The organism is Arthrobacter sp. OV608, from assembly GCA_900110595.1.
Classification (GTDB): Bacteria; Actinomycetota; Actinomycetes; order Actinomycetales; family Micrococcaceae; genus Arthrobacter.
Genome location: FOEZ01000016.1, coordinates 64,495 through 85,710 on the forward strand (window position 1 = coordinate 64,495; position 21,216 = coordinate 85,710).

A 21,216-nucleotide genomic window follows, 5' to 3' on the forward strand; every position below is an offset into this window, starting at 1 on the left:
AGGGTTAGATCAGGCTGGCTGCCATGGACTCAATGGTCAACAGCGGGGCTACGTTGGTGGTGGTGATGCGTTCACGGGCTTTGTTGATGGCATCCATCCGGGCAAGTGTGGCTTCTGGAGTGGAGCGGCTGGCAAACTCCTCCAATTCACTCCTCAGCTCAACGTTTACGAGCTCCACAGCATTCCCGAGCTGGATAATCATCACATCCCGGTAGAAAGACAGCAGGTCCGTGAGGGTGCGGTCCAGCGAGTCGGTGACGGACCGCTTGGCACGGCGCTTCTGGTCCTCCTCAAGCTGCTTCACCTGGCTCCGCATGGCCGGCGGCAGCGTGCCCGATTCCGGTGCTCCAAGTGTGGCCAGCAGGGCGGCCCTCTCGGCCGCGTCGCGTTCCTCATTGGAACTTGTGGCCTCGGCCGTTGCGATCTTGACCAGCTTTTCCGCCATCATCACCGCAGCAGTGACCCCGCGCAGTCCCAGTGGGAACCGCACCGTCTCGAGCCGCCGCTCCCGCGCCGCGGGGTCCCGGGCCAACCGCCGGGCGATGCCCACATGGCTTTGGGCCGCGCGCGCTGCACGTTCCGCCAAAGCGGGCTCGACGCCGTCGCGCTTCACCAGCAGGGCGGCCACATCGGCGGCGGGCGGAAGACGCAAAGCCACGCTGCGGCACCGCGAACGGATGGTCACCAGGACATCGGCGGGGGACGGTGCGCACAGCATCCACACCGTCCGCGGGGTTGGCTCCTCGATGGCTTTCAGCAGGACGTTCGTGGTCCGTTCGGCCATCCGGTCCGCGTCCTCCACCACAATGATCCGCCAGCGGCCGGCAGATGGCCGGTTGCCCGCCGTAGCCACCAGCTCACGCGCCTCATCAATGGTGATGGTCACCTTTTCAGTCCGGACGAACGTGACGTCCGAGTGGGTTTCGCCCAGGATGGTCAGGCACGCCGGGCACTGCCCGCAGCCGCGACGGGTGACGTCCTCCTGGTCGCAGTTCAGGGCCGCAGCGAATGCTTTGGCCGCGTTCGAACGGCCGGAGCCCGGCGGGCCGGTGAAAAGCCATGCATGCGTCAGGTTTGCTCCGCTGGCGGCCTGGCGCAATTGTTCGACGACGGCGGCCTGGCCCTGCAGGTCGTCCCAGACCGTCATGCGCTGTCCACCTTCGCCGCGGCCAGCAGGGCGTCCACGCGCTGCAGGATCTGCGCGGCCAGGTCATCCACGGGAAGATGCGCAGGAAGCACCAGGTAGGAACCGGCGCGGCTGGCGGCCAGTTCCAGGAAGGCGTCCCGGATCCGCAGGTGGAACTCGTCAGCTTCGGATTCCAGCCGGTCTTCCGCAGCCTCGCCCGCGGTCCTGCGGCGGCGGCCAACCTCCGGGTCCACATCAAGCAGCACTGTGAGATGGGGCTCCAGGCCGGAGGTAGCCCACGCGTTAATGGACCGTACGGCGTCCTTGCCGAGGTTCCGCCCGCCGCCCTGATAGGCAACCGAGGAATCGATATAGCGGTCCGTCAACACCACCTCGCCGCGTTCCAGGGCAGGCCGGATCACCTGGGTTGCATGCGCTGCACGGGAGGCGGCAAAAATCAGTGCTTCGGTGTGGGCATCGATGTGCCCCTGGCCGTGGTCCAGGACCAGGGACCGCAGTTTCTCACCTATCGGCGTTCCGCCGGGCTCCCGGGTGCGCAAAACGGTGAGCCCGCGAGATTCAAGGGTGTCCGCAAGCCGGGCTGCCTGGGTGGACTTGCCGGCGCCGTCCCCGCCCTCAAATGCGATGAAAAGACCCGCGCGTTGTTTGCTCACTGGACAAGCCTACCGATCCGCACCGTCAATCGCAGTTTGAGGCCGGTGCCATGTGGACAGGGCCGGAGACGGCTTTCAAGGCTCCCGCCGGCGAACAGTACGCTTTTCTCCATGAGCCTTTCCGAACAGCAAGCGGCGTCCCTGGCAGCTGAGACGGTAGTGGTCGCCGCCGGACGTCCCCCAAGGGACCGGGACCAGCCGGTCAACCCGCCCATCGTCCTGTCCTCCACATACTTTGGCAGCGGTCCGCTTGCCGACGGGGACCGCGGCTACGGCCGGTACTCCAACCCCACCTGGGATCCCTTTGAAGAGGCGCTCGGACAGCTCGAAGGCTCGGAACTGCCCGGCCTCCTCTACGCGTCCGGCCTGGCCGCCGTCAGCTCGGCGCTTTCCCTCATCCCGGCCGGGGGAGTGCTCGTGATGCCCTCGCACAGTTATTCCGGTTCCCTGGTGATGGCCGCCGAGCTAGCCCAGAAGGGCTTCATCGAACTCCGGACCGTTGACATTGCGGACACGGAGGCCGTCAAGGAAGCGCTCTCGCCCCGCGGTCCGGCCACACGCCGGGCTGCCATGCTCTGGCTGGAAAGCCCCACGAACCCGATGCTGGGCATCGCGGACGTACCTGCCCTCGCCGAAGCCGCGCACGCCGCCGGAGCAATCGTGGTCACGGACAACACCTTTTCCACTCCCTTGGTCCAGCAGCCCCTGCTGCTGGGATCGGACGTCGTCCTGCATTCGGTGACCAAGTACCTGGCCGGCCATTCCGACGTCGTCCTCGGCGCCCTGGTGACCTCCAACCCCGATATCCGCTCCGCACTGCTTCACCACCGGATCATCCACGGCGGGATCGCGGGCCCGTTCGAAGCCTGGCTTGCATTGCGCGGGCTGCGGACCCTCGCTTTGAGGATTGAACGGTCCCAGGCCTCTGCACTGGTCCTGGCTGATCGGCTGGCTGCCCATCCACTGATTGAATCCCTCCGGTTCCCGGGACTTCCCGCCGATCCCGGACACGAACGCGCGAAGGCCCAGATGAAGGGGTTCGGCTCGATCATCTGCATCCAGGTGGCACCGGTGGGAGGGCTCACCGGCGCCGATGCCGCGGACGCGCTGGTGCGGGCCTTGGAATTGTGGCTTCCGGCGACCTCACTGGGCGGGGTTGAATCCCTCATCGAACGCCGCCGCCGGCACACCGCCGAACCGGCCAGCGTTCCCGAAAACCTGGTACGCCTCAGCGTCGGCATCGAAAACGTCGAGGACCTCTGGGCCGACCTGAAACAGGCGCTGGACGCGCTGGGCGGCTAGGCTGGGCTTGTGGACGGTGAACTGATTATCCAGCCTGTAGAGCGGGCCGTGTATTTCATCCTTGCCTTTGTGGCATTCGGGCTGGAGTTGTGGGCGGTTGTCGACTGCGCAAGGCACAGGGCCAACGCCTTTGAAGCCACCGGCAAGCGGACCAAGACTTTTTGGCTGGCCCTGACCGGAGGTGCCGCGCTGGTCGGCGCTATCTCCGTTTTCTCAATGCTCAACAACGGTGGCAACGGCGGATTCTTTGGCACCCTGGGCCTGTTCGGGCTCGCGGCAGTGGTGGCAGCTTCCGTCTACCTCGCCGACGTCCGCCCCGCAGTCAAGGATGCCGGCCGCGGCGGCACCCGCAACACGGGCCCCTACGGGCCCTGGTAATCCCCGCCGGCCACCTGGACTCCCGTGTTTGATCTACCTGCGCGGGGACTCCGGCGATTGATCTAGCTGCGCGGGGCTACTGCTTCCCAATCCACGGTCAGTTCGCCCAGCCGCCAGCGTGCCGGCCCGTCCTGCACCGGCCACCCGGCATCGCGCAGAAGGCGGCACATCGATTGCCAGCGCTGCCGGTTGCCGAACGAAGCAAGCGGGGCCGATTCCAGCCATGCCCGGTCCATGGCCTGCATCAGGGCGTGAACCGGTTCCCCAGGGACATTGCGGTGGATCAGGGCTTTGGGCAGCCGCTCGGCGATCTCGGAGGGCATGGCAAAACTGCCGAACCGGACGGAGAAGCTCAGTGACAGCGGCCGGTGGGCGTCAAGCGCCACCCACGTGACCCGCCGCCCGATCTCGTCGCAGGTGCCGTCGATGAACAGGCCGTCCCCGGACAATCGGTCCTGCACGAGCCGCCAGATCCCGGCCACATCCGCTTCCTCGTACTGCCGCAGCACATTAAAGGCGCGCACCAGCACAGGCCGGCCCGGTACTGGAATTTCGAAACCGCCCACCTGGAAGCTCAGCCCGGGCCGTTGCAGCGGCAAGGCGGCACGGACCCTTTCGGGCTCGATTTCTATCCCGCAGACCTGGACGTCGGGCCGGATGGCGGAGAGCCGCTCAAAAAGTTCGACGGCGGTGGCCGGCGTGGCACCGTATCCCAGGTCCACCACCAAGGGGTTTGGGGCGGAGCGGAGCCGCCAGGCCTGCGGCCCGGTCAACCAGCGGTCCAGCCGGCGCATGCGGTTGGGGTTGGTGGTGCCCCGGGTGACGTTGCCCACCGGCCGGCCCTGCCGGCCATTCGGGTTCCTGCCGGTTATCTGCGGGGCGGCCACCCGTTCAGCTTTTTGCACCACCGGCCCACCTTATCGTTTGCGGGCATATCGTCCGCTGCCGGCCCGTTCGTAACGCTGGAGCGGCGCCGGCTGTAACGCTGGGCGGGCGGCAGCGGCGCTCGGCTAGGATGAAAATCATGACTTACAAGCTGATTCTGCTGCGCCACGGCCACAGCGAATGGAACGCCAAGAACCTGTTCACCGGCTGGGTGGACGTAGACCTCAACGACCAGGGCCGCACGGAAGCAGCACGGGGCGGGGAGCTCCTGGTTGAGAACGATGTACTCCCGGACATCCTTTACACCTCCCTGTTGAAGCGCGCCATCAACACCGCCAATATCGCCCTGGACAAGGCTGACCGCGGCTGGATCCCGGTCAAGCGCGACTGGCGCCTGAACGAACGCCACTATGGTGCACTGCAGGGCAAGGACAAGGCCCAGACCCTGGCCGAGTACGGCGAAGAGCAGTTCATGGAGTGGCGCCGTTCCTACGACACCCCGCCGCCGCCCCTGGACGACAACTCCGAGTTCTCCCAGGCCCGCGACCCCCGCTACGCCGACCTCGGCGACGCCCTGCCGCGCACCGAATGCCTGAAGGACGTCCTGGTCCGCCTGCTGCCGTACTGGGAATCGGACATCAAGGAAGACCTGAAGGCCGGCAAGACCGTGCTGGTGACTGCCCACGGCAACTCGCTGCGCGCACTGGTCAAGCACCTGGACGGCATCAGCGACGAAGCCATCGCGGGCCTGAACATCCCCACCGGCATCCCGCTGGTCTACGACCTGGACGAAGACTTCCAGCCGATTAAGCGCGGCGGCACCTACCTCGATCCCGAGGCTGCGGAAGAGGCCATCCTCGCCGTCGCCAACCAGGGCAAAAAATAAGGTAAAACGACGACGGCGGGCCGGTCACTTTTGGTGACCGGCCCGCCGTCGTTTGCTCCAAAGTCCGGACCGTCAGCTGTGTTCGATGCCGTTCGGCTGCCAGGCCCCGGTCACCAGGTAGGTGACCTTCTGGGCAACGGAGACTCCATGGTCCGCGAAGCGCTCGAAGTACCGGCTGGCCAGTGCAACGTCCACGGTGGTGGCCGGGCTCTCGGCCCATTCAGGAGCCGCGATGGCTTTAAAGACGCTCAGGTGCAGATCGTTTATGGCGGTGTTGGCCTTCAGGATGTCCCGGGCCACCTCAAGGTCGCGGGTCTCCAGCAGAACGGTGAGTTTGTCCGCAATCTCCTGGTCCAGGTCTGCCATGCTCTTGAACGTTGCCGTCATGGATTCGGGAATAACGATTGAGGGGAACCGGAGGCGGGCCAGCTGGGCGATGTGCCGGGCGAGGTCACCCATGCGCTCCAGTGACGCGCTCATCCGCAGGGATCCCACGATCATCCGCAGGTCACTGGCGACAGGACCCTGCAGCGCCAGGATGTCGATGGCCCGCTCATCAAGGCTGTTCTGCAGGAAGTCGATGCGGGCATCCGCCGCGATCACATCCTGGGCAAGATCCACGTCTGCCACCTGGAACGAGGTGGTGGCCTTCGCCATCGCTTCGCTGACCAGCCGGGAGATCTCCACCAGCTGGTCACCAACCTGGGTGAGCTCTTCCTGAAAAACCTTACGCACGTAGGCGTCCTTTCCTTGGAACTCCCGTCCCGCCCGCACCCGGACAGCAGGAATTCATGTCGCCGTTCGGCAGTCCAACTCGTTACTCTGCCAGTATCCGGTAAACGGTTAAGCCTTTGAAGATGAACGTTAGTTGAACCGTTGGCGCAGCAGCCCGGGACGTGCTGATGGCCGCCTGCCAGCGCATAAGGTGGAGCTGTGGATCCTATGCTCATCGGTCTGGTCGCCGGCCTCGTTGGCCTGGCGCTCGGTACGTTCGGAGTGCTTGCCTACAGGGTCAGTGAAAAGCAGCGCCGGTTGCTGGATATTGATTCCGACGAACTCGCCCTGCCAGCCGGTGCAGCCGAGGTGCTGGCCGTCGTCGGGCGCGCCTTTGTGGTGGTGGACGATGTTGACGGCGTGGTCCGCGCCAGCCCCGCCGCCTATGCCTACGGACTGGTCCGCGGGCACACTGTGGTTCACAAGGAACTGCTGGACATGACCGCAGGGGTGCGGCGCGACGGCGTCATCCTGGAGAAGCAACTGGAGCTGCCACGGGGACCCCTGGGGCAGGGGACCATTGTTGTCCAGGTACGTGCAGCCATGCTCGGTGAGGAATACATCCTCCTGCTGGCAGATGACCGCACGGAAATCACGCGCACCGAGGAGATCCGCAACGACTTCGTGGCCAACGTCTCCCACGAACTGAAGACGCCGGTAGGCGCTATTTCCCTGCTCGCGGAAGCCCTGGAGTCCTCGGCCGATGACGAAGAGGCAGTGCGCCGTTTTGCCAAGCGCATGCACAAGGAGTCCGGCCGGCTCGCTGCCCTGGTGCAGGACATCATCGAGCTCTCCCGGCTGCAGGGCGCCAGCGTTACCCAGGAGGGCGGCCCCGTTGACGTCAACGCGGTGATCGCCGAAGCCGTGGACCGCTCCCAGCTCCCGGCCGAAAGCAAGAACATCCGCATCGTTGTGGGCGGCCGGACCGAGGGTATGGTCTTCGGTGACCAGGACCTGCTGGTGACCGCGCTGCGCAACCTGATCGACAACGCCATCCGCTACTCCCCGCCGAACACCAGAGTGGGCATCGGTGTGCGGTCCAGGGACGGGCTGGTCTCAATCTCGGTAACGGACCAGGGCGAGGGACTCAGCGCCGAGGACCAGGAACGCGTCTTCGAGCGTTTCTACCGCGTTGACGCAGCCCGGTCCCGCCACACCGGCGGCACCGGCCTGGGACTGAGCATCGTAAAGCACGTCGCCTCCAACCACGGCGGGGAAGTGACCCTCTGGTCCCAGCCCGGCCAAGGTTCCACCTTCACCCTGCGCCTCCCCGAGATGGAGGGCCAGGACGCCGAGGAGGAGCTCCCGCAGCCGGCGGCGAACAGCGCGGCCGGGCAGGGATCCCTTAAGCCAACTGTCACCCAGGTACCACGCGCCGCCGGCGCAAAAGAACGAGGAGCCAACGCTTGAGCAGGATCTTGATTGTGGAGGACGAGGAATCGTTCAGCGATCCCTTGTCCTATTTGCTGGGCAAAGAGGGATTCGAGGTGGAAGTGGTGGACAACGGCCTTGACGCCATCACCGAATTTGACCGGAACGGTGCAGACCTCGTCCTGCTGGACCTGCAGCTTCCCGGGCTGTCCGGCACGGAGGTCTGCCGCCAGTTGCGCCAGCGCTCCAGTGTCCCGGTGATCATGCTGACGGCCAAGGACGCCGAAATCGACAAGGTAGTGGGCCTGGAACTGGGCGCGGATGACTACGTCACCAAGCCCTACTCCTCCCGCGAACTGGTGGCCAGGGTCAGGGCTGTCCTGCGCCGCCAGGGCGAACCGGAGGAACTGATTTCCTCTACGGTCCAGGCCGGTCCGGTGCGGATGGACATCGAACGCCACGTGGTCAGCGTGGGCGGGGAACAGGTGCTGCTCCCGCTGAAGGAGTTCGAACTCCTGGAGATGCTGCTGCGCAATTCGGGCCGTGTGCTCACGCGGGGGCAGCTCATAGACCGCGTCTGGGGCTCCGACTACGTGGGCGACACCAAGACCCTCGACGTCCACGTCAAGCGGCTGCGCGGCAAGATTGAACCCGACCCCTCAGCGCCGCGGTACCTGGTGACCGTCCGCGGACTTGGCTACAAGTTCGAGCCGTAGCACCAAGGGCTCACCAAAATTAGAAGCACAGGAAAGGGAGGGGCCGGCCGGCCCCTCCCTTTCCCTGTGCTTGATAAGTCTTTGTTGACTGGTCCGGCCCTAGTGGCCGGCTCCGCCGGCTGACGGCGAGGGCGTTGCGCTTCCGGAAGCCGTCGAGGACGGGGTAGCCGAGGTGCTCGGTGAGGGAGTGCTGCCGGCGGGCAGGTATTCCTTGTACTCCGGGAGCGTTGCATCCAGTACAGGAACCTTGACGGTGTTGCTGACGTTCGTGCCGTCTTCGGTGACCTTGATGTCCACCAGTGAACCGGGGGCCCCGCCGGACGTACTCAGGATGGCCTCATCCGAGTTCTCATTCAGCAGCGTGTAGGAGTTGGCTTTGACCGGAACTTCCGTCTGCGAGCCCTCAGCTCCGTTCAGCTTCAGCGTTACATCCTTGGAGGATGAGTTGTAGACGGCACCAATCACACGCCCGGGCTCATCCTTGCCGGAAGAAACGATGAGGATGTTGCGCAGCTGGAGCGGGCCGAGGTCGGCGCGGATGCCGTCCGACGCGGAGTACTGATGGTTTGTCTGCTGGGGTGTGATGTATCCGCAGCCTGCCGTCAGCAGGCCGACGCCAATGGCGGCCCCGGTCAGTGCCAGTTTGGCGCGGTGGGCCCGGTTCATCGCAGTGAAACGCACGTCACGTACTCCTCGAGGGTTTTGAAAGATTATTCAGCCCATAGCCTAGCCGCAAAGGCGGTCAAACGCGGATTCGAGGGCCGTCACATCACCCTTGGCAGAGCGCGCGCGATGCACTATTATCCGCTTTCGTCAAGGGGGTGGAGGGGGTCGATTGTGCTGTTTTTCCGCGGATTTTCGCGGTTCGGGGCCCTTTTGCCGGCCGGTCATATGCCTGAATCGTGATAAACTGGTCTGCGGGAAAGGGGAAATGTCCACATGGTATTTGAGGTCGGCGAGACAGTAGTTTACCCTCACCACGGTGCTGCGAAGATTGAAGAAATCAAGATGCGCACCATCAAGGGCGAAGAGAAAATGTATCTCAAGCTCAAGGTGGCTCAGGGTGATCTGACCATTGAAGTTCCAGCAGAGAATGTTGATCTTGTTGGGGTTCGGGACGTAGTGGGCAAGGAAGGCCTGGAGCACGTGTTTGATGTGCTTCGCGCCGAGTTCACCGAAGAGCCCACCAACTGGTCACGCAGGTACAAGGCAAATCTGGAGAAGCTTGCTTCCGGTGACGTCATCAAGGTTGCAGAGGTCGTCCGCGACCTGTGGCGCCGCGATCACGACCGGGGCCTTTCCGCAGGCGAGAAGCGAATGCTGGCCAAAGCCCGGCAGATTCTGATTTCAGAACTGGCGCTGGCTGAAAAGACCGACGAGGAGAAGGCTGCAAGCGTTCTCGACGAGGTCCTGGCTTCCTAAGAATTGAACCCCGGTGGCACCCAAGTGCCGCCGGGGCTTCTTTTTGCCCGGATTCAGGTCCGGGCGGGGCGGGCCGCAGCGACGTAGGCTAGTCGGCATGAGTGAAACTCCCACGCGCCTTGTCACCGCCGTGATCCTGGTGGCCGCCGGCTCCGGGCAGCGGCTTGGCTACGGCATGCCCAAAGCAGCCGTGCCCCTGGGCGGCGAACCCATTCTGATGCATGCCCTGCGGGGGATTGTTGCTTCCGGCGTCAGCAGCCAGGTGTGCATTGCGCTGCCGGCCGCGGACACCGCCCTGCGGCAGCTGTGCGAGGACTTCAGGGAGGAACTGGCCGACGGCGGCCCCCTCCTTTCGATTGTCGACGGCGGCGCCACCCGCGCCGACTCCGTCCGGGCTGGCATTGCCGCCCTGATGGACGGGATCGAGGCGGTCCTGGTCCACGACGCCGCCCGTGCGCTGACCCCCGAATCCGTCTTCCACCGGGTGGCTGACGCCCTGGCGGCCGGCGCCGCCGCAGTGATTCCCGCCGTCGCCGTGGTGGATACCGTCAAAACCGTTGCGGCGACCACCGGGGAGGACAGCGCCCTGGCGCCGGAGATCGTGACCGGCACCGCGCCGCGGGAGGAACTGCGCGCCGTGCAGACGCCCCAGGGCTTCCAGCTCGCCACCCTCCTGAAAGCGCATGAGGCCGCCCGCACCCTGGACCAGCAGCAGTCCGCTGCCGTGACCGATGACGCCATGCTCGTGGAAATGCTGGGTATGCCCGTCCACGCCGTCCGCGGTTCCAGCCAGTCACTGAAGATCACCACCCCGCTGGACCTGATCATTGCCGAGGGACTGTTGGAAGGGCCCCTGGGCGCCCGGTGGGTGGAGGGCTAGGACATGGACATCACAGCGATTCTTCCCCGCACCGGCATCGGCCTCGACGTCCATGCCTACGCAGCCGAGGACGCGCCCCGTCCGCTCTGGCTTGGCGGCCTCTTCTGGGAGGGGGAGCGTGGCCTGGCCGGGCACTCCGACGGTGACCCGGTGGCCCACGCGGCCGCTGACGCCCTTTTTTCGGCAGCAGGCATCGGCGACCTCGGAACGCACTTCGGAACCAGCCGCCCTGAGTTCGCCGGCGCGTCCGGGGTAACGCTGCTCGCGGAAGCCGCCCGGATTGTGCGCGCAGCCGGTTTTGAGATCGGCAATGTTGCGGTCCAGTTCGTGGCCAACCGGCCCAAGTTCGGCCCCCGGCGGGAGGAATCACAACGCGTTCTGAGCGAGGCGGCCGGCGCGCCCGTCAGCGTTACCGCCACCACCAGCGACGGGCTGGGGTTCGCCGGCCGCGGCGAAGGCATCAGCGCTGTGGCCACTGCACTGGTGTATCCAAGCCAGCCCGGCGCCATCGGCTAATCTGGAGCGGTGACCCTGCGCTTCTATGACACTGCCTCCGCCGAAGTCCGGAACTTCGTCCCCCTCGTCGAGGGCAAGGCCAGCCTCTACTACTGCGGGGCCACGGTGCAGGGCATGCCCCATGTTGGCCACATCCGCTCCGCCATTGCGTTCGACCAGCTCACCCGCTGGCTGCAATACCGCGGCCTCCGGGTCACGGTGGTCCGGAACGTCACGGACATCGACGACAAGATCCTTGCCAAGTCCGAAGCGTCCTTCGCGCCGGGTTTCACGCCTGAGCCCGGGGAAATGCCCGGCGAAGAGTGGTGGGCCCTCGCTTACCGCTACGAGCAGGAGTTCCTGAAGGCCTACGACGCCTTGGGCGTCTCCCGGCCCACCTACGAACCCCGCGCCACCGGCCACATCCCGGAAATGCATGCGCTCATCCAGCAACTGATCGACCGCGGCCACGCCTACCCGGCGCTGGACGATTCCGGGGATGTCTACTTTGATGTCCGGTCTTGGAGCAAATACGGTTCCCTCACCCGGCAGAACATTGACGACATGCAGGCAGCTCCCGACGCCGACCCGCGGGGCAAGCGTGATCCCCGGGACTTCGCGCTGTGGAAGGGTTCCAAAGCCGGTGAGCCGGCTACGGCAAGCTGGGCTTCCCCCTGGGGAGCAGGCCGGCCAGGCTGGCACCTGGAATGCTCGGCCATGGTCACCAAATACCTCGGCACCGAGTTCGATATCCACGGCGGCGGCCTGGACCTGCGGTTCCCGCACCATGAAAACGAACTGGCCCAGTCCCAGGCGGCAGGCCACGCGTTCGCCAACTTCTGGATGCACAACGGCATGGTCACGTATGAGGGCGAGAAGATGTCCAAATCCATCGGGAACACCGTCAGCCCCGCGGAGATGCTGGAACTGGCCCCGCCCCGGGTGGTCCGGTACTACCTTGGCCAGGCGCACTACCGCTCCATCCTGGACTACCGTCCCACCTCGCTGCAGGAAGCCGCGGCCGCCGTCGAACGCATTGACGGGTTCATCGCCAAAGCCGCCGCCAAGTTCGGTGCGGACTTCGGTTCTATTGCCGGCACGAACGGCTCCTCCCTGGACACCCTCAGCGCGTTCTCCGCCGCGATGGACGACGACCTCAACGTTCCGCGTGCGCTGGCAGCACTTCACGAAACGGTGCGCGCCGGCAACACGGCCCTTGCCGAAGGCAACGATGACGTGGCCCGCCTCGCAATGCACACGGTGGCAGTGATGACCGACGTCCTCGGCCTCAACGCAGTGGCCGGTTCAGACGCCGGCAACAGCAAGGAAGCCGCGGCCCTCGACGTCCTCGTGCAGGCACAGCTGGACGCCCGGGCAGCGGCCAGGGCCGAAAAGAACTGGGCAGCATCCGACGCCATCCGGGACACACTCAACCAGGCCGGCGTTGTGGTGGAGGACGGGCCGGACGGCGCAACGTGGAGCCTGAAGCGGGACTGACGCCAAACCCCGCGCCGGGCACCCCCACACCACGGATCGTTCGATTTTTCTTCGGTCAGTAGACTGGTAGGCAGACTCAGTCAGCACAATCAAGGGTGGAACACAATGGCCAACAATGGTCGCCGATCGGTTAAAGCGAAGAAGGGCCCAACCATCGGAACCGGTGGCCATGGCCGCAAGGCCCTCGAAGGCAAGGGCCCCACGCCCAAGGCAGAGGACCGCCCGTACCACAAGGCGCACAAGGCCAAGCAGCTCTCCGAGCGGTCTGCCGCCAAGCGCAGCACCGGTGCCCGCAGCGCCGGTGCGGCCAAGTCCGGCCCCAAGGGACGCGCCACCGAAGAAGTGGTCACCGGTCGGAACTCCGTGGTGGAAGCGCTCCGGGCCGGCATCCCCGCCAAGGCGCTGCACGTTGCCATCCGCATCGAAATGGATGACCGGGTCAAGGAATCCCTGAAGATTGCCGCCGAGCGCGGCATCCCGTTGATGGAAACCGGCAAGCCCGAGCTGGACCGGATGACCGACGACGCCGTCCACCAGGGCCTGGTGCTCCAGATCCCGCCGTACGAGTACCAGGACGCCTACGAGCTCGCCGAGGACACCGTGACGAAGTGGAAGAAGGGCCACGTCGCCAACGCGCCGCTCTTCGTCGCCCTCGACGGCATTACCGACCCCCGCAACCTGGGCGCCATCATCCGCTCCGTTTCCGCCTTCAGCGGCCACGGCGTCATCGTCCCCGAACGCCGCTCGGTGGGCGTCACCGCTTCCGCCTGGAAAACCAGCGCCGGCGCGGCCGTGCGTGTCCCGGTGGCCCGCGCGTCCAACCTGAACAACGCGCTGAAGCAGTTCAAGAACATGGGCATCTTTGTCCTGGGCCTGGACGGCGACGGCGACGTCTCACTGCCGGACCTGACCCTCGCCACCGAACCGGTGTGCATCGTGGTGGGCTCCGAAGGCAAGGGCCTCAGCCGCCTGGTCCGCGAAAACTGCGACCAGATTGTGTCGATTCCGATCGACTCCGCGATGGAATCCCTGAACGCGTCGATGGCCGTTGGCATCTCCCTGTATGAAGTGTCCCGCCAGCGCGCGGCAAAATAGCAGGTCAGTGGCGGCTAAAATTTAGGTGATGGTCATGCCGCTCTTTGATACTGCCGCTTCCGCCACGGATGCCTCAACGGCTCTTCCACTTGGTGTCAGTGTCCCGCGCGGAGCCACAGCCCGTGCGGGCTCAGCCGGCAACGGCAAGGGGCCCTCTGCTCAGGCCAACGTTGCCTGTTATGCCCCCGGCGTCCGAAACCTGGAGATTGTCTACAAGGCTCCCGGCGGCGACTGGCGTGTCCAGGCGCTTCCCAACGTGAGCCAGGACGTCCATCACGGGATGGTGGACAACCTGCCATACGGCTCCAGGTATGGCTTCCGGAGGGCGGCCGCCGGTGAGTCCCTGCCGCTGGCTGTGCCGGCAGGCGGCATGGACGACGACGGCGGGCAGCCGCTGCTGCTGGACCCTTACGGCCGCGCCGTGGACCAGTCAGAGGGTTTCCTGGCGAGCGTGCGGACCGCCGCCGACTTCGACTGGGGATTGGACGCGCGGCTGAAGCTGCCGTGGCGGGACACCATTGTCTATGAGGCCCATGTCCGCGGGCAGAGCATGCTCCACCCGGACGTGCCTGAGGAACTCCGCGGCACCTACGCGGGCCTGGCCCACCCGGCCATCATTGAGCACTTCAAGAGCCTGGGTATCACGTCGGTCCAACTGCTGCCCGTGCACTTCCATCTGGATGAACCGCATTTGCAGGACCTGGGCCTGACCAACTACTGGGGTTATAACACCGCGGCCTTTTTCGCCCCGCACCCTGGCTACGCCACCAGGGCGGCGCAGGAAGCCGGCCCGCAGGCGGTCCAGGACGAGTTCAAGGGCATGGTCAAGGCGCTGCACACCGCCGGGCTGGAAGTCATCCTGGACGTGGTGTACAACCACACCGCCGAGGGCGGTGCCGGTGGCCAGACGCTGAACTTCCGGGGCCTGGGGGAGGAGACCTACTACCGCACCGACGGGAACGGCAGGTACGTGGACACCACCGGCTGCGGCAACAGCCTGGACTTTTCCCGGCCCCAGGTGGTGCAGCTGGTCCTGGACTCGTTGCGGTACTGGGTGGATGAGTTCCACATCGACGGCTTCCGGTTTGACCTGGCGGTGACGCTCTGCCGGAATGCCGCCAACGAGTTCGATCCCAAACACCAGTTCCTGGAAGACATTGCAGCGGATCCCGTCCTGTCAGATGTGAAACTCATCGCCGAACCGTGGGATGTGGGCTACGGCGGCTGGCAGACCGGGCGGTTCCCGGCGGGCTGGGCAGACTGGAACGACCACTTCCGCGACGCCGTGCGCTCCTTCTGGCTGGCGGACCGGGCTTCCCTTGAGTCCGGCGGCCAGGGCGGTTCGGTGTCCAGGCTCGCGGATGTCCTCTCAGGCTCTGCCGGCCTCTTTGCCGCATCCGGCCGTTCCCGCCTGGCCTCGCTGAACTACATCACCTCCCACGATGGCTTCACCATGAACGATCTTGTCTCCTATGACAGGAAGCACAACGAGGCCAACGGCGAGCAGAACCGGGACGGGCACGGCGACAACCGCAGCTACAACCACGGTTTTGAAGGCCCTACGGAGGACGGCGCCATCCTCGCCGCGCGTGCGCAGTCGCGCCGGAACCTGATGGCTTCGTTGATGGTTTCCCTCGGCGTCCCCATGATCACCGCCGGGGACGAGCTGGCCCGGACCCAGCAGGGAAACAACAACGCCTACTGCCAGGACAACGCCATCGCCTGGCTCGACTGGACTGCGACGCCCGAATCCCACGAGATGCTCCGCAGCACCAAGCGGTACATCCGCCTGCGGAAAGAGTTCCTGGCCGCCCAGCCGCATGACTTCCCGGTGCAGGACGGACAGTCCTATCTCCACTGGTTCGACCACACCGGCCAGCCCATGTCCATGGAACGCTGGAACGATCCCCAGCACCGCGTGGTGCAGCTCCTGCTCGGCTCCGATGACGGCACCCTGGCCGGCCTGGTGGTAGTGAACGGCAATACCTCGGACGTGCAGATCACCCTGCCCCGTGTCGCTGCAGAAGGCGCCGACCACGGCCAGTTCGAGCTTCGGCTGACCACATCGCCGCTGCACGAGCTCCGGCAGGGCATCAGGGTTTCCCCCGGGGAGAAGGACCTCGTCGAGGCCAACTCCATCAACATCTACCGTACGTAGCCGCCGGAGAATCCATGCGCAACCGCAACATCCTGTCCTTGCTGCTGGCCGCACTTGTTGTGCTGGCGCTCCTGGCGTTCGGCGGCACCGGAGTCCTGGGCCAGCTCACGCAAGGTACGACGGCGGAGGGCACCTCGAGCGCGGCGCCGGTGCCGCCTGCATCCTCTGCTGCTGCGCCCGGCTCAGGGGGCGCCGCTGCGCCCCCTGCAGCCGTCCCGGACAACCCGTCAGGACTGCCGGAGGTGCGCGAGTCCGCCCTTCCCGCCGAAGCCCGGAGCACGCTCGGCCTCATCCGGTCCGGGGGCCCCTTCCGGTACAGCCAGGACAACCAGGCGTTCGGAAATTTTGAACGCATCCTCCCGCGGAGGGACAGGGGCTACTACCGCGAATATACGGTGCCCACGCCCGGAGAATCAGACAGGGGAGCCCGGCGCATAGTGGCCGGCAATGGCGGGGAGAAGTACTACACCGATGATCACTACGAGACATTTCGATTCATAGCGGAAGGCAGCTGAACACAGCCATGAAGATCTACTCCGGCGACACCTGGACCTTGGAAGAACTAAAGGAGCAGGTGGCAGACGCCGGACGCCGCAGCCTGGTGGTCCCCGCAGCCGACAGCAAAAGAGCAGTCCTGGAAACCTTCGGCGAGGTCCTGAACTTCCCGGAACACTACGGCGTGAACCTGGATGCCCTCAACGATTCACTCCACGACTTCGCGGACAGCATCACGGAGAACGGCAATCCGCCGGTCACGGTCCTCTGGCAGGTGGCTGCCCCGTTCCGCGCGGACCGGTCCTTCGGGGTCATGTGCGAGGTCCTCCAGGACGCCGAGCGCTACGCCGGAAAGGACCTGGCCGTCACCGCCGTCCTGCTGTAAACCCAGCCTGCTCTTTTGCCTCGCTGTTAACGGATCCGGTTGCTAAACCCAGCCCTGTTTTTAGCCAGCCCCGCCCTGGCCGCGCTCTTCCTGTCCGGTGTAGGTGTCCAGCAGGCGCAGTGCCCGGCCGCCGCCGTCCTCTTCGGCCAGGGCCTTGCGCATGCTTTCGGCCTTCTCCTTGCCACCCGGGAAGGGTGGGAGGAGGGGAACCTCGGGGTCGGTCAGGACCTCGATCACCACCGGCCGGTCCGCTGCGAACGCCCGCTCCCAGGCGTCCCCAAGAAGCTCCGGGTCCTCCACCCGGATACCCGTGAAACCCAGCAGTTCGGCGTAGCCCGCGAACGGAAAGTCCGGGAGCTCCTGGCTGTCCTTGAACCTGGGTTCGCCCTCGGACTCGCGTTGCTCCCAGGTGACTTCGGTGAGCTCCCGGTTATTGAAGACGCACACAATGAAGCGCGGGTCCTGCCACTGCCGCCAGCGGTGCGCCACGGTTACCAGTTCGGCGATCCCGGCCATCTGCATGGCGCCGTCCCCGGCCAGCGCCACCAGCGGCCGGTCCGGGTGCGCAAGCTTCGCGGCAATGCCGTACGGGATGGAGCAGCCCATGCTGGCCAGCGTGCCCGAAAGGTGCGCGGGAACGCCTGGCGGAAGGACCAGCTGGCGGGCATACCAGTAAACGCAACTGCCGACGTCGATACTTAACTGCGCGTTGGCCGGCAGCCGGCCGTTCAGCTCCCGCACCACCCGCTCCGGGTTCACCGGGCTGGCCGGGACAGCTGCACGTTCCTTCGCCAACGCCCGCCAGCGGACCACTTCCTGTTCGACGTCGTCGCGCCACTGTCCGCGGGGACGCGCTGTCAGCCGTGAACTGAGCGCCTGCAGTGCGGCCGCGGCGTCGCCCGCCAGGCCGACTTCGACAGGGTAGCGGTTGCCGATCTTCCGCTCGTCGATGTCGATCTGGACGGCACGGGCGGCGCCGGGCGGGGGATAAAACTCGGTCCAGGGATCGTTCGAACCCACAATGAGCAGGGCATCGCAGTTTCCCAGCAGGTGGGCACTTGCCGTGCTGCCCAAATGTCCCATCGTGCCCACGGCAAAGGGCAGGGTTTCGTCCACGTACGGCTTGCCCAGCAGGCTGGTGGCGATCCCGGCGCCAAGCTGTTCTGCGACAGCCACCACGTCCGCCCCGGCGTGGCGTGCGCCCTGGCCAACAAGGAGCGCCACCTTCGTGGCGCCGTTGAGGATCGCAGCGGCGGCATCAAGGTCTTCCGTACGCGGGGTCTTGGCCGAGGTGCTCCAGGACGGTGCGGTGACCACCACGCCGTGCTCCTGCTCCAGCTCGGGCGCGGGCGCGGACTGGATGTCATGCGGCAGGATCACCACGCAGGGCGACGAGGTGGCCTTTGCCGTCCGGAACGCACGGTCCAGGACCATGGGCAGCTGCTCAGGAGCGTTGACCTGTTGCACGAACTGGGCTGCAACGTCCTTGAACAGAACGGTGAGTTCAATTTCCTGCATGTACGCCGAGCCCAGCACGGTGCGGCTCTGCTGGCCCACGATCGCCACCACGGGCACGCCGTCGAGCTTTGCGTCGTACAGGCCGTTCAGCAGGTGAACGGCGCCAGGTCCCTGGGTGGAGGTCACCACGCCCACCCCGCCGGTGTACTTGGCGTGGCCCACGGCCATAAAGGCCGCGGTTTCCTCGTGCCGTGCCTGCACGAATTCAACGCGGCCTTCGGCCCGGCGCAAGGCGCCCATAAATCCGTTGATCCCGTCCCCGCTGTAGCCGAACACGCGGCTGACGCCCCATGTTTCGAGCCGGTCAACTATCAGGTCTGCCACGGTACGGTCGTTCATGGGTTCCTCCTGCTGCGTTTCTCCTGCCGCGCGTCCGGCGTCAGCCGTTACGCGTTGACGATCAGTCCCAGCTCAGCCTTGGACGCCAGTGCGTCATGCCGCGGCAGCACTCTGACGGTGTAACCGAAGGACCCGGAACGGTCGATCACCAGGGAACCGCTGAACAGGTGCCGGCCGCTGCCCAGGTCTTCCTGGACCTTGAGTTCCATCACGGTGATCTCTGCCAAGGTGTCGCTTTCCTCGGCCCGGCCGTAGGCCACTTCCACGCTGACGTCCTCGGGGGTGAGGCTGTTCAGGGCCACGTAGGCATTGACCTGGAGAGTGTCGCCGATCTGCGGGTCCTCGGAAACCCCCACCGAGTCCACATGCTCAACATGCACGTGCGGCCAGGCGGAGCGGACGTTGGCCGTCCAGGCTGCGAGGTTGCGGGCCTGCGAGTACGAGTTCGCTCCGGCGCTGCGTCCCGCCTCAGCCGCCGGGCGGTAGAGGATGTTCACGTAGTCGCGCAGCATTCGCTCGGCCGAGACCTTCGGTCCGAGGTGCGAGAGCGTGTGCTTGATCATGGACACCCAGTGCGTGGGCACCTTCTCGGCGCCCGACGCTGTGGACGGCCCTGCGGCGCCTGCGCTTTCGGACACCGTGCTGCCGTAGAAGCGCGGGGCCACCTGGGTTTCCAGGAGTTCGTACAGGGCTGCGGCCTCGATATCGTCGCGTTCCTCCGGAGATGCGCCGTTATTGGCGGTGGGGATCGCCCAGCCGTTTTCGCCGTCGTACATCTCATCCCACCAGCCGTCCAGGACGGAGAGGTTTAACGAACCGTTCAGGGCGGCCTTCATGCCCGAGGTTCCGCAGGCCTCAAGCGGACGGAGCGGGTTGTTCAACCACACGTCGCACCCCGGGAAGAGGGTGCGCGCCATCGCGATGTCGTAGTTCGGCAGGAACGCGATGCGGTGGCGGACCTCGGGATCATCCGTGAAGCGGACCAGGTCCTGGATCATCTTTTTGCCCGCGTCGTCAGCGGGATGGGATTTGCCGGCGATGACCAGCTGGATGGGGTGTTCCTTGTGCAGCAGCAGTGCCTTGAGCCTTTCGGGCTCGCGCAGCATCAGCGTGAGGCGCTTGTACGTCGGAACACGGCGGGCGAACCCTATGGTGAGCACGTCCGGGTCCAGGACGTTGTCCGTCCAGCCCAGCTCGGCGTCGGCGGCGCCGCGTTTCTTCCAGGCGGCGCGCAGCCGCTTGCGGACATCCTCCACCAGGGCTGCGCGCATCTCGCGGCGCAGTGCCCACACGTCGGCATCGCTGACGTTGTAGGCCAGGTCCCACCGGCCGTTGGCTTCCGCTTCGCTGCCGAACTGGTCCCGGGCGAGCTTGGAAATCCGGCTGTCCACCCACGTGGGCACGTGCACGCCGTTGGTGACAGACGTGATGGGTACTTCGGAGTGGTCGAATCCCGGCCACAGGGCAGAGAACATGCCGCGGGACACTTCGCCGTGCAGCTTGGCCACGCCGTTGGCACGCTGCGCCAGCCGCAGGCCCATCACGGCCATGTTGAACACTGACGCGTTGCCGTCGGCGTAGTTTTCCCGGCCCAGCTCCAGGATCCGGTCCACGGGCACAGATGGTGCCAGGCCAGCCTGGAAGAAGTGGTGGATCTGTGCGATTTCAAACCGGTCGATGCCCGCGGGCACCGGCGTGTGGGTGGTGAAAACGGTGGAGGCACGGCCGGCAGCCAATGCCTCGTCGAAGGTAAGTGCCTCGTCCCCGGCCATCAGTTCCTGGATGCGTTCGATGCCAAGGAAGCCGGCGTGGCCCTCGTTGGTGTGGAAAACCTCCGGGGCCACCGATCCGGTGAGCTTCTGGAAGGCACGCAGTGCCTTGACCCCGCCCATGCCCAGCAGCAGTTCCTGCTGCAGCCGGTGGTCCCCGCCGCCGCCGTACAGGCGGTCGGTGATGCTGCGGGCCGCCTCGTCGTTGCCCGGGACGTTGGAATCCAGGAGCAGCAGCGGGACACGGCCGACGTCGGCCCGCCAGATGTGTGCCAGCAGGCGCCGGTTGTTGGGAAGGGGCAGCGAGACCTGCAGGGGGCGGCCGTTGCCGTCCGGGGAAGGCTCGCGCAGCAGCGTGAGCGGGAGTCCGTCAGGATCCAGGACCGGGTAGGTTTCCTGCTGCCAGGCATCCCGGGAGAGGGACTGCTTGAAGTACCCGGCCTGGTACAGCAGGCCAACGCCGATCAGGGGCACGCCCAGGTCCGAGGCGGCCTTCAGGTGGTCCCCGGCCAGGATGCCCAGGCCGCCTGAGTACTGCGGAAGGACCTCAGTGATGCCGAATTCGGGGGAGAAGTAAGCAATCGCGGCCGGCGCATCGGGCCCCAGGCTCTGGTACCAGCGCGGCTCCTCGAGGTAGCGGTCGAGGTCCTCCTCGGCGGCCCGGACGCGTTCCACCACGGACTGGTCCGCAGCCAGCTGCTGCAGCTCTTCGCGGCTCACCAGGCCCAGGAAACCGACCGGATCCTCGCCGCTCTCAGTCCACAGCCGGGGGTTCAGCCCGGCGAAGAGTTCGCGGGTGGGGCGGTGCCAGGACCAGCGCAAATTGCTGGCCAGCCGGGCCAGCGGGCGGATGGGCTCGGGGAGCACTGTACGGACCGTAAATCTGCGGATTGCCTTCACCTGCGTCACACTAACGGACAACATGGGCAGCCGGAACCAGCATCAGGTTTCTTTTGGGTAAATGACCGGCGGCATGAAGTAAATGACACGGGGCGCAACAAAATTAGTGCGCAAGGCTTAGCATTCCCGGCCATTTCTCGCTAACGTCGAG

Annotated in this window: 20 protein-coding genes; 13 read left to right on the forward strand and 7 right to left on the reverse strand. The window is 65.9% G+C overall.

The annotated features are described in order from the left end of the window. Positions 1-4: 4 nt before the first annotated feature. A complete protein-coding gene (locus tag BMX78_RS17840) occupies positions 5-1,147 on the reverse strand; it encodes a DNA polymerase III subunit delta' (RefSeq protein WP_091422241.1) in 1,143 nt (380 codons plus the stop codon). Further along, positions 1,144-1,800 (reverse strand): dTMP kinase, encoded by a 657-nt coding sequence (gene tmk, locus BMX78_RS17845; RefSeq protein WP_091422242.1) that lies wholly within the window; start codon positions 1,798-1,800, stop codon positions 1,144-1,146. The genes BMX78_RS17840 and tmk overlap by 4 nt, the downstream gene beginning before the upstream one ends. Positions 1,801-1,911: 111 nt before the next feature. Between tmk and BMX78_RS17850 the strand changes: the two genes are divergently transcribed. Both BMX78_RS17850 and BMX78_RS17855 read left to right on the forward strand, forming a co-directional pair. Then, the gene (locus BMX78_RS17850) at positions 1,912-3,102 is read left to right on the forward strand and encodes a trans-sulfuration enzyme family protein (protein WP_091422245.1); all 1,191 of its coding nucleotides are present in this window, start codon (positions 1,912-1,914) and stop codon (positions 3,100-3,102) included. Positions 3,103-3,111: 9 nt separating this feature from the next. Next, entirely contained in the window at positions 3,112-3,480 is a 369-nt protein-coding gene (locus BMX78_RS17855) for a DUF2516 family protein (protein WP_091422246.1), read from the forward strand. A gap of 62 nt (positions 3,481-3,542) precedes the next feature. Here the strand turns inward: BMX78_RS17855 and BMX78_RS17860 are convergent, their stop codons facing one another. Next, positions 3,543-4,388, reverse strand: coding sequence for a class I SAM-dependent methyltransferase (locus BMX78_RS17860; RefSeq protein ID WP_170850865.1), 846 nt, complete (start codon positions 4,386-4,388; stop codon positions 3,543-3,545). A gap of 116 nt (positions 4,389-4,504) precedes the next feature. Here BMX78_RS17860 and BMX78_RS17865 point away from each other — a divergent pair, with 116 nt between their 5' ends. After that, the gene (locus tag BMX78_RS17865) at positions 4,505-5,251 is read left to right on the forward strand and encodes a phosphoglyceromutase (protein WP_091422249.1); all 747 of its coding nucleotides are present in this window, start codon (positions 4,505-4,507) and stop codon (positions 5,249-5,251) included. Between the two features lie 72 nt (positions 5,252-5,323). Here the strand turns inward: BMX78_RS17865 and phoU are convergent, their stop codons facing one another. After that, on the reverse strand, positions 5,324-5,986 hold the full coding sequence (gene phoU / locus BMX78_RS17870; protein ID WP_091422305.1) for a phosphate signaling complex protein PhoU: 663 nt from the start codon (positions 5,984-5,986) through the stop codon (positions 5,324-5,326). A 207-nt stretch (positions 5,987-6,193) separates the two neighbouring features. Between phoU and BMX78_RS17875 the strand changes: the two genes are divergently transcribed. Both BMX78_RS17875 and BMX78_RS17880 read left to right on the forward strand, forming a co-directional pair. Continuing rightward, on the forward strand, positions 6,194-7,435 hold the full coding sequence (locus tag BMX78_RS17875) for a sensor histidine kinase (RefSeq protein WP_091422250.1): 1,242 nt from the start codon (positions 6,194-6,196) through the stop codon (positions 7,433-7,435). Continuing rightward, entirely contained in the window at positions 7,432-8,112 is a 681-nt protein-coding gene (locus BMX78_RS17880) for a response regulator (protein WP_050056313.1), read from the forward strand. Before BMX78_RS17875 ends, BMX78_RS17880 begins: the two co-directional genes overlap by 4 nt. 99 nt (positions 8,113-8,211) lie before the next feature. Here the strand turns inward: BMX78_RS17880 and BMX78_RS17885 are convergent, their stop codons facing one another. After that, positions 8,212-8,778 carry a hypothetical protein gene (locus tag BMX78_RS17885; RefSeq protein WP_091422253.1) on the reverse strand — a complete coding sequence of 189 codons (567 nt, stop codon included), beginning with the start codon at positions 8,776-8,778 and terminating at the stop codon, positions 8,212-8,214. 273 nt (positions 8,779-9,051) lie between these two features. On the opposite strand from BMX78_RS17885, the gene BMX78_RS17890 reads away from it, so the two are divergent. The 8 genes from BMX78_RS17890 to BMX78_RS17925 all read left to right on the forward strand — a co-directional run bounded on the left by BMX78_RS17890 (position 9,052) and on the right by BMX78_RS17925 (position 16,539). Next, a complete protein-coding gene (locus tag BMX78_RS17890) occupies positions 9,052-9,534 on the forward strand; it encodes a CarD family transcriptional regulator (RefSeq protein ID WP_011690592.1) in 483 nt (160 codons plus the stop codon). A gap of 97 nt (positions 9,535-9,631) precedes the next feature. Beyond that, positions 9,632-10,414, forward strand: a complete 783-nt coding sequence (ispD, locus tag BMX78_RS17895; protein ID WP_091422254.1) for a 2-C-methyl-D-erythritol 4-phosphate cytidylyltransferase — start codon at positions 9,632-9,634, stop codon at positions 10,412-10,414. Positions 10,415-10,417: 3 nt separating this feature from the next. After that, on the forward strand, positions 10,418-10,930 hold the full coding sequence (ispF, locus tag BMX78_RS17900) for a 2-C-methyl-D-erythritol 2,4-cyclodiphosphate synthase (RefSeq protein ID WP_091422257.1): 513 nt from the start codon (positions 10,418-10,420) through the stop codon (positions 10,928-10,930). 9 nt (positions 10,931-10,939) lie between these two features. After that, positions 10,940-12,406, forward strand: coding sequence for a cysteine--tRNA ligase (cysS, locus tag BMX78_RS17905; protein ID WP_091422261.1), 1,467 nt, complete (start codon positions 10,940-10,942; stop codon positions 12,404-12,406). A gap of 105 nt (positions 12,407-12,511) precedes the next feature. Beyond that, the gene (gene rlmB, locus BMX78_RS17910; RefSeq protein WP_091422263.1) at positions 12,512-13,501 is read left to right on the forward strand and encodes a 23S rRNA (guanosine(2251)-2'-O)-methyltransferase RlmB; all 990 of its coding nucleotides are present in this window, start codon (positions 12,512-12,514) and stop codon (positions 13,499-13,501) included. A 28-nt stretch (positions 13,502-13,529) separates the two neighbouring features. Then, entirely contained in the window at positions 13,530-15,659 is a 2,130-nt protein-coding gene (glgX, locus tag BMX78_RS17915) for a glycogen debranching protein GlgX (RefSeq protein WP_091422266.1), read from the forward strand. 14 nt (positions 15,660-15,673) lie between these two features. Beyond that, positions 15,674-16,174 carry a guanyl-specific ribonuclease gene (locus BMX78_RS17920; protein WP_091422267.1) on the forward strand — a complete coding sequence of 167 codons (501 nt, stop codon included), beginning with the start codon at positions 15,674-15,676 and terminating at the stop codon, positions 16,172-16,174. 8 nt (positions 16,175-16,182) lie between these two features. Further along, positions 16,183-16,539, forward strand: a complete 357-nt coding sequence (locus BMX78_RS17925) for a barstar family protein (protein WP_091422269.1) — start codon at positions 16,183-16,185, stop codon at positions 16,537-16,539. Positions 16,540-16,599: 60 nt separating this feature from the next. On the opposite strand, the gene BMX78_RS17930 is transcribed toward BMX78_RS17925, so the two are convergent. Next, the gene (locus tag BMX78_RS17930) at positions 16,600-18,396 is read right to left on the reverse strand and encodes a thiamine pyrophosphate-requiring protein (protein WP_091422270.1); all 1,797 of its coding nucleotides are present in this window, start codon (positions 18,394-18,396) and stop codon (positions 16,600-16,602) included. 47 nt (positions 18,397-18,443) lie between these two features. Continuing rightward, positions 18,444-21,065 carry an alpha-glucan family phosphorylase gene (gene glgP, locus BMX78_RS17935; protein ID WP_211482590.1) on the reverse strand — a complete coding sequence of 874 codons (2,622 nt, stop codon included), beginning with the start codon at positions 21,063-21,065 and terminating at the stop codon, positions 18,444-18,446. Positions 21,066-21,216 lie beyond the last annotated feature (151 nt).

What these genes read in the sequence shown, in the direction of transcription:
- BMX78_RS17920 (WP_091422267.1), top strand. Translation starts at nt 15,674, where the DNA reads ATGCGCAACCGCAACATCCTGTCCTTGCTGCTGGCCGCACTTGTTGTG.
- glgX (WP_091422266.1), top strand. Translation starts at nt 13,530, where the DNA reads ATGGTCATGCCGCTCTTTGATACTGCCGCTTCCGCCACGGATGCCTCA.
- BMX78_RS17875 (WP_091422250.1), top strand. Translation starts at nt 6,194, where the DNA reads ATGCTCATCGGTCTGGTCGCCGGCCTCGTTGGCCTGGCGCTCGGTACG.
- BMX78_RS17925 (WP_091422269.1), top strand. Translation starts at nt 16,183, where the DNA reads ATGAAGATCTACTCCGGCGACACCTGGACCTTGGAAGAACTAAAGGAG.
- ispD (WP_091422254.1), top strand. Translation starts at nt 9,632, where the DNA reads ATGAGTGAAACTCCCACGCGCCTTGTCACCGCCGTGATCCTGGTGGCC.
- BMX78_RS17840 (WP_091422241.1), bottom strand. Translation starts at nt 1,147, where the DNA reads ATGACGGTCTGGGACGACCTGCAGGGCCAGGCCGCCGTCGTCGAACAA.
- ispF (WP_091422257.1), top strand. Translation starts at nt 10,418, where the DNA reads ATGGACATCACAGCGATTCTTCCCCGCACCGGCATCGGCCTCGACGTC.
- BMX78_RS17850 (WP_091422245.1), top strand. Translation starts at nt 1,912, where the DNA reads ATGAGCCTTTCCGAACAGCAAGCGGCGTCCCTGGCAGCTGAGACGGTA.
- BMX78_RS17885 (WP_091422253.1), bottom strand. Translation starts at nt 8,778, where the DNA reads ATGAACCGGGCCCACCGCGCCAAACTGGCACTGACCGGGGCCGCCATT.
- rlmB (WP_091422263.1), top strand. Translation starts at nt 12,512, where the DNA reads ATGGCCAACAATGGTCGCCGATCGGTTAAAGCGAAGAAGGGCCCAACC.
- BMX78_RS17930 (WP_091422270.1), bottom strand. Translation starts at nt 18,396, where the DNA reads ATGAACGACCGTACCGTGGCAGACCTGATAGTTGACCGGCTCGAAACA.
- BMX78_RS17865 (WP_091422249.1), top strand. Translation starts at nt 4,505, where the DNA reads ATGACTTACAAGCTGATTCTGCTGCGCCACGGCCACAGCGAATGGAAC.
- BMX78_RS17890 (WP_011690592.1), top strand. Translation starts at nt 9,052, where the DNA reads ATGGTATTTGAGGTCGGCGAGACAGTAGTTTACCCTCACCACGGTGCT.